Annotated in this window: 9 protein-coding genes and 1 tRNA gene; 6 read left to right on the forward strand and 4 right to left on the reverse strand. The window is 65.1% G+C overall.

Translation table 11 applies throughout. From position 1 onward, the window contains the following. Positions 1–72: 72 nt before the first annotated feature. Positions 73–2,217, reverse strand: a complete 2,145-nt coding sequence (gene recG / locus AAC645_RS16575) for an ATP-dependent DNA helicase RecG (protein WP_340317612.1) — start codon at positions 2,215–2,217, stop codon at positions 73–75. On the opposite strand from recG, the gene AAC645_RS16580 reads away from it, so the two are divergent. Next, complete coding sequence (locus tag AAC645_RS16580; protein ID WP_340317613.1) at positions 2,216–2,482, forward strand: FAD assembly factor SdhE; 267 nt, start codon at positions 2,216–2,218, stop codon at positions 2,480–2,482. The two genes, recG and AAC645_RS16580, sit on opposite strands and share 2 nt — an antisense overlap. A 157-nt stretch (positions 2,483–2,639) precedes the next feature. Next, positions 2,640–6,131 (forward strand): transcription-repair coupling factor, encoded by a 3,492-nt coding sequence (gene mfd / locus AAC645_RS16585; RefSeq protein ID WP_340317614.1) that lies wholly within the window; start codon positions 2,640–2,642, stop codon positions 6,129–6,131. 38 nt (positions 6,132–6,169) lie between these two features. Here mfd and AAC645_RS16590 read toward each other — a convergent pair whose 3' ends face one another. Next, positions 6,170–8,254 (reverse strand): putative bifunctional diguanylate cyclase/phosphodiesterase, encoded by a 2,085-nt coding sequence (locus tag AAC645_RS16590; RefSeq protein ID WP_340317615.1) that lies wholly within the window; start codon positions 8,252–8,254, stop codon positions 6,170–6,172. A gap of 207 nt (positions 8,255–8,461) precedes the next feature. Between AAC645_RS16590 and moaA the strand changes: the two genes are divergently transcribed. From moaA to AAC645_RS16605, 3 genes are all read left to right on the forward strand, one after another. Further along, complete coding sequence (gene moaA, locus AAC645_RS16595) at positions 8,462–9,487, forward strand: GTP 3',8-cyclase MoaA (protein ID WP_340317616.1); 1,026 nt, start codon at positions 8,462–8,464, stop codon at positions 9,485–9,487. Next, on the forward strand, positions 9,484–10,257 hold the full coding sequence (locus tag AAC645_RS16600; RefSeq protein ID WP_340317617.1) for an NAD kinase: 774 nt from the start codon (positions 9,484–9,486) through the stop codon (positions 10,255–10,257). The genes moaA and AAC645_RS16600 overlap by 4 nt, the downstream gene beginning before the upstream one ends. A gap of 111 nt (positions 10,258–10,368) precedes the next feature. Further along, positions 10,369–10,443, forward strand: a tRNA-Asn gene (locus AAC645_RS16605). Between the two features lie 258 nt (positions 10,444–10,701). Here AAC645_RS16605 and AAC645_RS16610 read toward each other — a convergent pair. After that, positions 10,702–11,151, reverse strand: a complete 450-nt coding sequence (locus tag AAC645_RS16610; RefSeq protein ID WP_340317618.1) for a hypothetical protein — start codon at positions 11,149–11,151, stop codon at positions 10,702–10,704. A 72-nt stretch (positions 11,152–11,223) separates the two neighbouring features. On the opposite strand from AAC645_RS16610, the gene AAC645_RS16615 reads away from it, so the two are divergent. Beyond that, the gene (locus AAC645_RS16615; protein ID WP_340317620.1) at positions 11,224–11,514 is read left to right on the forward strand and encodes a hypothetical protein; all 291 of its coding nucleotides are present in this window, start codon (positions 11,224–11,226) and stop codon (positions 11,512–11,514) included. Between the two features lie 884 nt (positions 11,515–12,398). On the opposite strand, the gene AAC645_RS16620 is transcribed toward AAC645_RS16615, so the two are convergent. Further along, the gene (locus AAC645_RS16620) at positions 12,399–13,151 is read right to left on the reverse strand and encodes a dienelactone hydrolase family protein (RefSeq protein WP_340317621.1); all 753 of its coding nucleotides are present in this window, start codon (positions 13,149–13,151) and stop codon (positions 12,399–12,401) included. Between the last annotated feature and the right edge of the window lie 327 nt (positions 13,152–13,478).

A 13,478-nucleotide genomic window follows, 5' to 3' on the forward strand; every position in this document is an offset into this window, starting at 1 on the left:
CGGCCAACCACCGGATGGAGTGATGGGTTCAACGGGTCGCCAACTAACACTGCATTGGACCTGTCCCCGGCGTCAGCCCGCCCGCAACAGCCCCACCGCCGCATCGCGCTCGAACAGATAGAGCGCCGTTCTGGCCGCCTGGCCGCGCTCACCTTCCAGTCCGCCGTCGCGATCGACCAGCAGCCGGGCGTCCTGGGTCGCCGATTCGATCAGCGCCGCGGTCCGTTCCGGCCCGGCCAGCCGGAACTCCGCCTCGCCCGACTGACGCGTCCCCAATATCTCGCCGGCGCCGCGCAGCCGCAGATCCTCCTCGGCAATGCGGAAGCCGTCATTGGTTTCGCGCATCAGCGCGAGCCGTGCGCGCGATGTCTCCGACAGCACATTGCCGCGCAGCAGCAGGCATATCGAATGCTGGTCGCCACGCCCGACGCGGCCGCGCAGCTGGTGAAGCTGGGCCAAGCCGAAGCGGTCGGCGCCCTCGATGATCATCAGCGTGGCGTTCGGCACGTCCACGCCCACCTCGATCACCGTCGTCGCGACGAGGACGCCGAGCGCGCCCGACTGGAAGGCAGCCATCACCGCATCTTTTTCGGGCCCCTTCATTCGGCCATGGACCACGCCGACCCTGTCGCCGAACAGCTGGCGGAGGCTCTCGGCGCGGCTCTCGGCGGCAGCAAGGTCGGATTGCTCGCTCTCCTCCACCAGCGGGCAGACCCAATAGGCCTGGCCGCCTTGGGCCATATGCCGGCCGAGCGCCTGGGCGATCTCATCGAGCCGTTCGCCCGCGATCACCCGCGTTTCGATCGGCTGTCGGCCGGGCGGCATCTCATCGAGCCGGCTGACGTCCATCTCACCATAATGGCTGAGCGTCAGCGTGCGCGGGATCGGGGTGGCGGTCATCACCAGCAGGTGCGGCGGCCGTTCGGCCTTGGCCTGGAGCAGCATCCGCTGGGCGACCCCAAAGCGATGCTGCTCGTCGACCACCGCCAGCGCGAGATTGCGATAGCCCACCTTCTCCTGAAAGATCGCATGGGTGCCGATCAAGATGTCGATCGAACCGTCGGCCAGGCCCATCAAGGTCGCCTCGCGCGCCTTGCCCTTCTCGCGGCCGGTGAGAATCGCGACATTGACCGGCAAGCCCGCGAGCGTTTGGCTCAGCGTCGCATAATGCTGGCGCGCGAGGATCTCGGTTGGCGCCAGCAGCGCGCCCTGGGCGCCGGCCTCGACAGCCGTCAGCAGCGCCATGGTTGCCACCAGCGTCTTGCCCGATCCGACATCGCCCTGCAGCAGCCGGGTCATCGGCACCGGCTGGGCGAGGTCCCCCTCGATCTCGGCCACCGTGCGCTGCTGCGCACCGGTCGGCGCATAGGGCAGCTTCAGCGCGTCGCGCAGCCGGCCATCGCCGACGAGCGGCGTCCCGCGGCGGCGGCGCGAGGAGGCGCGGACCAGCATCAGGGCGAGCTGATTGGCGAACAGCTCGTCATAGGCCAAGCGCGCGCGCGCCAGCTCGTCGGCAGGATCGGCATGAGCACGGACGATGGCCTCGCGCCAGCCCGGCCAGCCGCGCGCCGCCTGAAGATTCGGCTCGATCCACTCCGGCAGTTCGGGCGCGCGTGCGATCGCCTGCTCGATCAGTTGCCCGAGGCGGCGGGTGGTCAGTCCTTCGGACAGCGGATAGACGCTCTCGCGCGCCGGCAGGTCGGCGGCCTCGGCGACCGGCAGCACATGGTCGGGATGGACCATCTGCAGTTCCTGGCCGTAGATTTCGAGCTTGCCCGAGACGATCCGCGGCTCGCCAATCGGCAGCAGCTTCTTCGCCCAGCCCGGATTGCCGCCGAAATAGACGAGGCTGACGACATTGCCGGCCTGGTCGGTCGCGCCCACCCGGAACGGCCCCCGGCCGCCAGAGGCGCGATAGCTGACCGGCACGAGCCGCACGGTGATGATCCGGCCGCTGTCCTCGGCCTCGACCGTATCGACCGGCTTGCGCTCGATCGTGCCGGTCGGCAGGTGGAACAGCATGTCGACGATCCGCTCCAGCCGCAGTTTCTTGAGCGGCTTGGCGAGCGTCGGCCCCACGCCCTTCAGCGCTTCGACTTCGGCGAACAACGGATTGAGAATATCGGGGCGCATCACTAGATGGCTTCTAACGTTCCGCCGACGGGCTTGCCAATCGCCCGTCGGCTGTTTTGCATTTGCTGAAGTCAGGATTTCCATGAACCGCGAAGATCGCCTGAAACGCCTGCGCTTCCGTGCCTGGCACCGCGGCACCCGCGAGGCCGACTATATGATCGGCGGCTATTTCGACCGGCTTCACCAGGGATGGGACGAAATTGCGCTCGACTGGTTCGAGGGCCTGTTGAACCAGGAAGATGTCGACATCATGGGCTGGGCGATCGGCACTATCGCGGTGCCGTCCGAATGGCAGGGCCCGATGATGGAGCGGATGCAGCGCATCGACTACATCGACATCCCCGGGTGATAATAGCCGGTCGCTCACATATCCTTCGTCATCCCAGCGGACGCTGGGATCTCTCTGCCTTCTGGCGAGAAAAGTGAGATCCCAGCCTTCGCTGGGATGACGGATGGGGCCGGCCCGCTCCCCAACGACTTCTGCGCAAAGCAACAGAACGAATCCTATGACAGACCTTCAACGCATCCTCAAAGCTGGCGAACCGCTGACGCTGGCCCGCGCGCCGATCGGCTTCCAGCCCTGGCTGCTCGCCGATCTCGCCCGTGCCGTCGCGGTCCGCACTGGCCGGCTGGTGTTCGTCGCGCCTGACGACCAGGCGATGCAGGCGGTGGTCGACGCCGCCGCCTATTTCGCTCCGGAACTTTCCGTGCTGCATTTCCCGGCCTGGGATTGCCTGCCCTATGACCGCGCCAGCCCTGCGCTGCGCGCGACCTCCGACCGGCTGGCGACGCTCCACGCGCTCCAGGCGAAACAGCAAGGGCCGCTGCTGATCGCGACGACCGTCAACGCGATCACCCAGCGGGTGCTGACCCCATTCCGCATTCGCCAACTGGTGGCCCGGCTCGCGCCCGGCGAGCGGATCGACCGCGACAAGCTTGCAGCACTCCTCCAGGCGAACGGCTATGTCCGCACCGATACCGTCACCGACCCCGGCGAATATGCCGTGCGCGGTGGGCTGGTCGACCTGTTCCCGTCGGGTGAGCCGCACGCGCTGAGGCTCGACTTCTTCGGCGACGAGATCGAGAATGTCCGCCAGTTCGACGCCGCCGACCAGCGCACTATCGGCACGATCAAGGGCTTCACGCTGCTGCCCGCCTCCGAAGCGCTGCTCGACGAGGAATCGATCAAGCGATTCCGCAGCCGCTATCGCGAGCGCTTCGGCGCCAGCGCCACCGGAGATCCGATCTATCAGGCGGTATCGGACGGACGGCGGCTGGCAGGCATGGACCATTGGCTGCCGCTGTTCGAGGAGCGGCTGACGACGCTGTTCGACCATCTCACGCCCGAGGACCTGATCATTCGCGAAGCGGGCTCGGGCAAGGCCGCCGAAGCGCGGTTCGAAGCGATCACCGATTATCATGCCAACCGCGTCCGCGCACGCAGCGCCGATCCGGGCAGCTATCGCCCGCTCGAGCCCGCCGAGCTCTACCTGACCAGCGACGAATGGGCGACGGCGATCGCCGACCGCCCGATCCACCTTGTCACACCCTTCGATGAGCCCGAGAGCGCGAAGGTCCTCGACATGGCCGTGGAATCGGCGCGCGATTTCGCGCCTGAGCGGACCCAGGGCGTCAACATCTACGACGCGGTGATCGAGCATGTCGACGCGCTGGCCAAGGCCGGCAAGCGCGTCGTCCTCGCCAGCTATTCGGGCGGCGCGCGCGAACGCTTTGCCGGGCTGTTGCGCGATCATGGGCTGGAACGGCTGAGCTTCGCCGAAAGCTGGCAGGAGGCTCTTGGACAGGCGCTCGACGCGAAGGAGTCGCTGGGCTCCGGAGTCGCCAAGGTCGCGCTCGCCGTCCTTCCGCTCGGCCACGGCTTTACCAGCGGCGATATCGCCCTGCTCACCGAGCAGGACATGCTGGGCGACCGGCTGATCCGCCGGCAGAAGCGCAAGAAATCGGCCGATGCCTTTCTCGCAGAGCTGGCAACGCTCACGCCGGGCGATCTCGTCGTCCATATGGATCATGGCATCGGCCGCTATGAGGGGCTGACCTCGATCCCGGTCGGCACATCGCCGCACGATTGTGTCGCGCTCAGCTATTCCGGCGGCGACAAGCTCTATGTGCCGGTCGAGAATATCGACGTGCTCAGCCGCTACGGCGCCGAGACCGAGGGCGTCCAGCTCGACAAGCTCGGCGGGGTCGCCTGGCAGTCGCGCAAGGCAAAGATGAAGGAGCGGATCCGCGAAATCGCGGGCGAGCTGATCAAGACCGCTGCCGAGCGCGCACTGCGGCCCGCCGAGGTGATCCAGCCCGAAAGCGGCTATAACGAGTTCGTCGATCGCTTCCCGTACCAGGAGACCGATGATCAGGATCGCGCAATCGCCGACGTGATCGAGGATCTCGGCGCAGGCAAGCCGATGGACCGGCTGGTCTGCGGCGACGTCGGCTTCGGCAAGACCGAGGTCGCACTGCGCGCCGCCTTTGTCGCGGCATTGGGCGGCATGCAGGTGGCGTTGATCTGCCCCACCACGCTGCTAGCGCGGCAGCACTACCGGAACTTTGTTGAGCGCTTCCACGGCTTCCCCGTGAATGTCGGTCATCTTTCGCGGCTCGTTACCGCCGGTGACGCACGCAAGGTGAAGGATGGCCTCGCGGCCGGTACGCTCGACATCGTCATCGGCACCCATGCGCTTCTCGCCAAGGGCATTGAGTTCAAGCGGCTCGGGCTGGTCGTCGTCGATGAGGAGCAGCGCTTCGGCGTCACCCACAAGGAGCGGCTGAAGGCGCTCAAGACCGACGTGCATATGCTGACGCTTACGGCGACGCCGATCCCGCGCACCTTGCAGATGGCGATGTCCGGTCTGCGCGAACTCAGCGTGATCCAGACGCCGCCGGTCGACCGGCTTGCGGTCCGCACCTATGTCGCGCCCTGGGACGGCGTGGTCATCCGCGAGGCGCTGCTGCGCGAACATTATCGCGGCGGGCAGAGCTTTCTCGTGACGCCGCGGATCAAGGATCTGCCCGACATAGAAGAATATCTGCGCAAGGAGGTACCCGAGATCAGCTATGTCGTCGCCCATGGTCAGATGGCGCCGAGCGAGGTCGAGGAGCGGATGTCGGCCTTCTACGACCGCAAGTTCGACCTGCTGGTATCGACCACGATCATCGAGAGTGGGCTCGACATCCCCTCAGCCAACACGCTGATCGTCAACCGCGCAGACCGCTTCGGCCTCGCCCAGCTCTATCAGCTGCGCGGTCGCGTCGGGCGCGCCAAGACGCGGGCCTATGCCTATCTGACCACCGGCACCCGCAGCCTGACCGAGACTGCGGAAAAGCGCCTCCATATCCTGCAGAATCTGGACACGCTCGGCGCCGGCTTCCAGATCGCCAGCCATGATCTCGATATCCGCGGCGCCGGCAACCTGCTGGGCGACGAGCAGTCGGGGCACATCAAGGAGGTGGGCTTCGAACTCTACCAGTCGATGCTTGAGGAGGCGATCCTCGATGCAAGGGCGGATGGCGTCGCCCAGCCGCGGCGCGAGGCCTTCTCGCCGCAGATCACCGTCGATGCGCCGATCCTGATACCGGACGATTATGTCCCCGATCTGGATCTGCGCATGGGCCTCTATCGCCGCATGAACGAGGCGGAAACCAAGCAGGAGATCGAGTCCTTCGCTGCCGAGATGATCGACCGCTTCGGGCCGCTGCCCGAAGCCACCCAGAACCTGCTGACGGTCATCGAGACGAAGCTGAACTGCCGCAACGCCTGCGTCGCAAAGCTGGACGCGGGCCCGCGCGGTGCGCTGGTGACGTTCCACAATGACAGCTTCCCGGACATCCCGGGATTACTCGCCTATGTCGACCGGTTGAAGGACAGCGCAAAGCTGCGCCCCGACAATAGGCTAGTGATCACCCGGCCGTGGCCCGACGCCAAGGCGCGGCTGAACGGTGCGCTGCAGCTGTCGCGGGGCCTTGCAAAGATATTGGGGTAAGGAGAGCCTTCGCGCCGCCGATGCGCTCGGCAGTCGCGCTACACCAGCGGTTCTTCGGCCGGCGCCATCTCCGCCCGCTCGACCAGCATCGCCTCGAGCGTCGCGCTGTCGACCGGCGGTGAGCAGAGATAGCCTTGATAGTAGTTGCACCCCTCGCGCGCGAGCAGCGTGAGCTGGGCCTGGGTTTCGACGCCCTCGGTGATGACCGACAGGCCCAGCGAGCGCGCCATGTCGATGACACCGCGCACGACGATCCGGTCGCGGGTCGATCCGGTGATATCCTCGGCAAGCGTCTTGTCGATCTTGAGATAATCGAGCGGCAGCGCCTTGAGGTAGGCGAGGCTCGAATAGCCGGTTCCGAAATCGTCGATCGCCACGCGCAGACCGGCCCGGCGCAGGCGGGCGAGCAGTTCGGCCGCCCGCGCAAGGTCGGAAATCAACCCACTCTCGGTGACCTCGACCGTCAGGCGATCGCGCGGGAATCCTGCCTCGTCGACCCGGCCGAGAAAATCCTCGACGAAATTGGAGCGTGCGATATCGGCGGACGTGACGTTCACCGACACGCGCAGCTCGCGCAACGTCTCGGGCCAGGCGGCGGCAAGCTGGAGGGCGCGCTGTTGGACATGGGCGGAGAGCTGCACGACAAAATCTGACCGCGCTGCAGTCGCGAACAGCGGCACCGCGCCCAGTTCGCCGAGTTGCGGGTGACGCCAGCGGGCGAGCGCCTCGACCCCCATGATCAGGCCGGTTCCGATATCGACCTGCGGCTGGAAGAGAATATCGATCTGGTCATGGTCGAGAGCCCGGCGCAGATCTATCTCGAGCTGGTTGCGGCGATTGGCCTCGGCCTCGCTATCGGCATCCAGTGCGCGGACCAGACCCGCATCGCCATGCTTTGCCGCCGCCAGCGCTGCCGCCGCCCGCTGGAACAACGTACCGGCGTCGCGCCGCCCTTCGGCGTCGGCGGCTGCGATGCCGACCCGGCACGACAGCGGGATCAGAGATTCCCCCGATACGAAGGGCCAGGCTACGCTTTCGACCAGGCGGTTGGCGATCAGCCCGGCGCTTTCCGCAGTGACGGGCGGCCCGAGGGCGATTGCGAACTCGGAACCCGCGGTGCGCGCGATCATCGCATCACCGAGCGCGACGCGGTCGATCACCCGCTCTATCCGCCGCGCCACCCCTTGCAGCACCGCGTCACCCGTCGTCCGCCCAAATGCTGCATTGACCAGGCCGAATCGCATGACGCCAAGCACCAATAGTGCACAACGCGGATCGGGTGCAGCCTCGTCCGCGAGCCGCTCCTCGACCCAGTTGCGGATGCCTTCCACCTTGGGCAGACCGGTCAGCGTATCCGTTCCGGCCCCATCCGCTTCAGCGTCCTGGCGAGTGATTTCCAGCCAGCCGACCACTGCGGCTCGGTCTTCGTCGAACGAGATATGGTGCGCCATCCGGTCGCCGTGGAGCGCGCTGCGATGTGCGAAAGCGGTGGCGCGGCCAGTAGCGAGCAGGCGATCGATCGCGTTTCGGGCAAGGCGTCGGCTCGGGCGGTCCATCAGCCTGAACAGCGTCGACATCGGCACAGTCTCGCTACTCGCGCCGATCCGATCCGCGAAGGCTGAGCTGAGCGTCACAATGCGGTCGCCCGGCTTCCAGATCCATGCTTCTGACTCGGCCAGCCGCAGCGAAGCTCGCTCCGATGCAGCGCGGTCGCCGCCCGCCAGTCGCTCCACATATCGATCAGCAAAGCGCAGGGCCATGCAGAGTTCCGCCGCGTCGAATGGGGCTGACAGATAATGGGTTGCGCCCGCGTCGTGATAGCGCTCAAGCGCGCCGGCACCGTCGACGATCACCAGCAACGCCGCCCCGGCCGAGGCGACCGCCGCGGAAACCGTGGCGCACGCGGCCACCGCCTCCTCGTCCGCATGGCGCGCATCGATGATAGCGATCGTCGCGCCCGACGCGATGAAACGCCGCTCGATCGCATCGGCGCGCCGGGCGGCGATCACCTGCCAGCCAGCTGCCTCGACCTGGCCGCCCAAGTCGTTCCGATCGTGGAACGACAAAAGGAAGAGCGGCAGCCTTGCCCTGCCGGAGCCGATCGCGGCAGCCGTTTCGCTCACGCCAGTTTCCCATTCATTTCTCAACTGTTACCGTATCGTCTGGCCCAGGCCAATCGCAAAGCTTTTGGGCCTGCCCCTTTGTGGATCGCCTGTGGGCTCCCTATCTCAGAACGGGACGAAGAAGCGGATCGGCAGTGCGCGCCATCTCGATGGGCGCAAAGACAATACCGCTTCCACCTGTGACAATCAGGGATTAGAGTGATGCGAATGACGGGCATTGATCAATCGCAGCGATCAGAAGACGCTGTGCTCGCCGACAGCTTCGGCCGCCGCATATCCTATCTGCGTCTTTCGGTCACCGACCGCTGCGATTTTCGGTGCCGTTATTGTATGTCGGAGCGGATGCAGTTTCTCCCGAAGCGGGAGATATTGACGCTTGAGGAAATGGCGTCGCTCGCCGACTCGTTCATCGCGCGCGGCATCAAGCGCATCCGGCTCACCGGCGGCGAGCCGCTCGTCCGCAAGGGCATCGACCAGCTGGTCCAGGCAATTGGCCGGCGCATCGGTAACGGACTGGACGAACTGACGCTGACCACCAACGGCAGTCAACTCCGCCAGCATGCCGCGATGCTGGCGGACGCGGGCGTCCGCCGGATCAACGTCAGCCTCGACAGCCTGGATCCGGAGCGTTTTGCCTTCATCACCCGAGGTGGACATCTGGCCACCGTCCTCGACGGCATTGCAGCCGCACGCGAAGCGGGAATGGCGATCAAGATAAACCTGGTAGCGCTGAAGGGGCTCAACGAGCAGGAGATCGAGCCCGTCTTGCGCTGGTGCGCCGCCGAAGGCCATGGCCTGACCCTGATCGAGACCATGCCGCTTGGCGAGGTCGAGGATGACCGTACGGACCGCTATCTGCCGCTCGACGGCGTCCGCCGCGAACTGGAAGCCCGCTATACGCTGACCCCGCTCGATTATCGGACGGGCGGTCCGGCGCGGTACGTGCGCGTGGAAGAGCTCGACGCGAAGCTCGGCTTCATCACGCCGATGACCAATAATTTTTGCGACGGCTGCAACCGGGTGCGGGTGACCGCGACCGGCCAGATTTACATGTGCCTCGGCCATGATGATCGTCTCGATCTGCGCCGTGCGCTGCGCGAGGGCCAGCCGGGCGAGATCGACGCGCTGCTCGATCAGGCCATGAAGCTGAAGCCGGCGCGCCACGCTTTCCGCATCGATCACCGGGGTGCGGCGCCCGCGGTATCACGCCACATGAGCGTTACTGGCGGATGACCGAAAAGCGGATGGCGCTCGTCGCCTCCCCGACCGACGCGGCGCAGGAGGCCGCCGCCGAACTGCGCAAGCTGTACGAGTGGCATCCTGTCGAACGCGCCGAGCTGATCGTGGCGCTGGGTGGCGATGGGTTCATGCTGCGCACCCTGCACGCCATGCTCGACCGGCACCGCATATTGCCGGTCTTCGGGGTCAATCTCGGCACCGTGGGCTTCCTGATGAATGATTGGCGGCCCGACCTGCTCGAATTGCGGCTGCAGCATGCGAAGGCGATCACCGTGCTGCCACTGCGCATGGATGCCGTGACCGTGGAGGGGCAGCGGCTGTCGATGCCGGCGATCAACGAAGTGTCGCTGCTGCGTGAGACCCGCGAGACGGCGAAGATCGAGGTTTCAGTCGACGGCCGCGTCGTTCTTCCCGAACTGGTATGCGATGGCGTGCTTGTGGCCAGCCCGGCCGGATCGACTGCTTATAACCTGTCGGCTCAGGGCCCGATCCTGCCGCTTGAATCGTCGCTGCTGGCACTGACACCCATCAGCCCGTTCCGCCCGCGCCGCTGGCGAGGCGCCATTTTACCGAACAAGAATTCGATCTCGTTCCGGGTGCTGGATGCGGTCAAGCGTCCGGTCAGCGCGGTTGCCGACCAGCGCGAAGTCCGCGATGTCGCGCAGATCAGCATCGGCATCGACCGGACCAGCCCGCTCACGCTGTTGTTCGATCCCGAACATGCGCTCGACGATCGCATCACCATGGAGCAGTTCGCGTTCTGAGCCGCGGTTTGGACCGCGGAATTCGGCTCGTGCATCAATGCCCTTTAAGGGGGTTGCAACGCGAGAGAAGCCGCTGCTATAGGCGCGCCTCGCCTTGGCGTGGAAATGCGATCCCCGGTAGCTCAGCGGTAGAGCGTTCGACTGTTAATCGAATGGTCGCCTGTTCGAATCAGGCCCGGGGAGCCATTTTTCTCACTGCGTAACGGCCGTTACGAGACCGTCGCTGAAGAGCTGAATTCTCCCCTATTTCCCGTGAGTTTGGGCAGCGGGATTGCGCGAGCATCGGACAGAGACGCATTTGCCCAAGGGCAGTGGCGGCAAATAGCCCGAAGTCTCCGACCCCCACTTTACTGACACTGCGATTGCCCCGAGCAGGCTTCGATGCACCACCAACAAAAATGGGCGGCGCCGAGGCACCGCCCTTGGGTGTGCAGCTGCTGGAGGTCAGCCAAATCCGAGCATATGCTTTTGCTGCGTCCAGTCCATCGGAAGATCCGACGTGCGCAGCAGCTTGCGGACCGACAATCCGGCGGGCTGCGATCCTTCGAAGATCGATGTGGTGATCTCTGGGGCGAGGAAGGCGAGGCGCGCCAGGCGCGCGATGTGGTTGCGTGCTTGATATTCCATGTCGGCCATGATGGTCGGCGGCTTGCCATCGAGCCCCGGCAGGCGCCTTGCCTGGTGCGCCTTCATTATCAGCTCGACCAGCTTGGGATCACGACGCGATGGCTGCGCCGGTGCATCGAAGCGGATGGTGAGTTTCACGTCGGTCCCGCGACGCACGATCAGCGTCGGGATGGCAAGCTCGATGGTCTCCGTGTCGAGCGTTGGCTTCTCCATCCCCAACTTCGTGGCGACGATCCTGGCGTCGATATGGACCCGAGACGGCAGCACACGCCCATTCCAGTCCGATTTGGATAGAACGGCTGCTGACGATGAATATGCTCAGCTGCTATCGTAAACTGGATGGGGGACAACGAGCATGATCGACTCACGGCAATCATTGGCGACGTCTTAGACGCCAATCGATTGGAATTAGGCGCGAGTTACACTTCTTCACCAGCCATCCGCGAGGCGCTGGTGACGATACTCGCGATGTCCATCGAGGCCGGCAGCCACGACGGGGATGCAGACATCCGAATCATCGCTCAGCGTATGGCTCATCAGCTGCGAGAGGACATCCTGTCCTTCCTGGTGGACCGTAATGACGAACTATTCGCCTACCACGCATCGGGGAAAGCCAAGTCAGTTGGCTAGACGATAGACTGCAGGTCTCGTTCTTTTGCTGGGGTCGGCCGTAACGAGCGCAATCCCCGCGCAGGCAGATACGCCTCCCGAAGCGACTGCGCGATCCGGCGAACCGCTCGATCGCATCTTTGGAGAATGGCCGAGTGCCTTCAACACCCGTGATCGCGCTCGTATAAAGGCTGTGTATGCGCGCTACGCGAACGATCCGGACCCGACCTTTGCGCTTGAGCAAGCCGAGGATACCTGCGGTGTAACGGTCGGCCGGATCGCGGCGCGATCGCCGACAGCAATGACCGTCTGCTCCGCCAGCGCTGCCTGCCAGCGCAACAACGGCTAAAGCTGGAGCTTCCGGCACCCGGGCATCGAAGCTGAAGGCTCTGGGCCTCAGGCCGCTCCCCCTCTCCGGCGACGGCGCTATTGCCGCCACCGCCGCCATCGCGCAGCGGCTCGCCGTGCGAGACGATTTCGCCGGGTCGCTAATAATCCAACGCAGCGACAAGAGACGTCTGGCGCAAAGCTGGGGGCTTACTGATCCGCCTGGGCAGATACCGATCACGCTGGAAACGCCGATGTTCCTCGGTCGAAGTGCTGATCGACTGGCTGCCATGGTAAGTTCCTCTCGTTCAAGGGAACTCCATCGTCAGCTGGCGGCCTCTGCCCGCCCAAAACCTACGAATACCGCGCTACGCTGATCGCCATTGGATGCTGTGCAGGACTATAGGCTGCCAAGCGGGACCTCCTTCGACATCGTCTCCCATCGGATGGGCGATCTATGGGCCTTGGCAGTGGGCCTCGCTACCGCCGCCGCGCTGATGCCTTGACGAGCGCGTCGTTTCTGCCTGGTGGAACGCCCCCATCCGCCCCCGTCAGATCCCCTGCGATTGCGGTGTGGTTCAGTGTGGCTGCTGGCGGAGGTTACGCCAGAAAAGACTCAACATCTCTCGCCAGCCGCGCTCAGCTGCCTCTTTGTTGTAGACCGGGAAGTCCGGCTTCATCCATCCGTGCAAGGCGCCTTCGTAGATCTCGCAACGGTGGTTCACACCGGCATCGCTGAGCGCTTTGTCCATGCGGCGCGCCATTTCGGGCGGATAGCTTCCGTCGTTTTCCGCCCCTGCCACATAAATCTCCCCCTTCATCTTGGTCGCAAGACGGTGCGGGCTGTCCGGTGCATCCGAGGCGATCCCGCCTGCATGATAGCTGGCGGCAGCGGCGACCCGGTCCGGCCATATCCCTGCTGCGGCGAGGGCCATGCCGCCCCCCATGCAGAAGCCGACAGTGCCGACCTTCCTGCCCCCCACATCGCTACGCCTATCCATGTAGTCGAGGATGTAGCCGGTATCCTCGGCGGCTTTGAGCGGGCCGGTCTTCGCCATGTGCGGCCCGATGATGGCCATCAGGTCCCTGCTTGCAAATGCTTCGGTAGGCGTCGGCATCTGGTACGGGCCGGATCGGTAATACATGTCCGGCAGCACGGCCAAATAGCCATTCTTCGCTAGCCGTTTGGCAAGATCGATCAGCGCCGGCCGGATGCCAAGGGCATCCATGTAGACAATCACTACCGGCCAAGGCCCCTGCCCAGCCGGGGTGAGGATGTGCACGGGGCACTCGCCGTCGGCCGTGCGGATGGAGACCTGTTCGTGCGCCATTGTTTTTCCTCGAAATCCGGCTGACGTGTCACAGCCGACTTACCCAAGGCGCAGGTCCGCCACAACCGTAGCTTGTATCGCGCCGACGCTGCTTGGCACCGGCTTTGCCGCCACCACCCGAAGCTTTGTCACCATGCGGCGATATGACGCCCCTGGCTCAGGTGTCGCTGTTGCACCTTCGTGGTCAACGATTGCTAACCACCCCAACCTCGACATTCCGCGCTGATGTGGATCGAACGGCGACTCCCGACCCGATTCTGTTGAAAAACTGCCTTGAAGTGGTGTTGAGGGTCTGATTCAATCTTCGCGACGATGCGGAGACGAGCC

The sequence above is a fragment of the Rhizorhabdus argentea genome (genome assembly GCF_037861105.1).
Taxonomy (GTDB): Bacteria; Pseudomonadota; Alphaproteobacteria; order Sphingomonadales; family Sphingomonadaceae; genus Rhizorhabdus; species Rhizorhabdus argentea.

Coding starts and splice junctions, on each gene's coding strand:
- AAC645_RS16580 (WP_340317613.1), top strand. CDS start 2,216: ATGAACCGCGAAGATCGCCTGAAACGCCTGCGCTTCCGTGCCTGGCAC.
- recG (WP_340317612.1), bottom strand. CDS start 2,217: ATGGAAATCCTGACTTCAGCAAATGCAAAACAGCCGACGGGCGATTGG.
- mfd (WP_340317614.1), top strand. CDS start 2,640: ATGACAGACCTTCAACGCATCCTCAAAGCTGGCGAACCGCTGACGCTG.
- moaA (WP_340317616.1), top strand. CDS start 8,462: ATGACGGGCATTGATCAATCGCAGCGATCAGAAGACGCTGTGCTCGCC.
- AAC645_RS16600 (WP_340317617.1), top strand. CDS start 9,484: ATGACCGAAAAGCGGATGGCGCTCGTCGCCTCCCCGACCGACGCGGCG.
- AAC645_RS16615 (WP_340317620.1), top strand. CDS start 11,224: ATGGGGGACAACGAGCATGATCGACTCACGGCAATCATTGGCGACGTC.
- AAC645_RS16620 (WP_340317621.1), bottom strand. CDS start 13,151: ATGGCGCACGAACAGGTCTCCATCCGCACGGCCGACGGCGAGTGCCCC.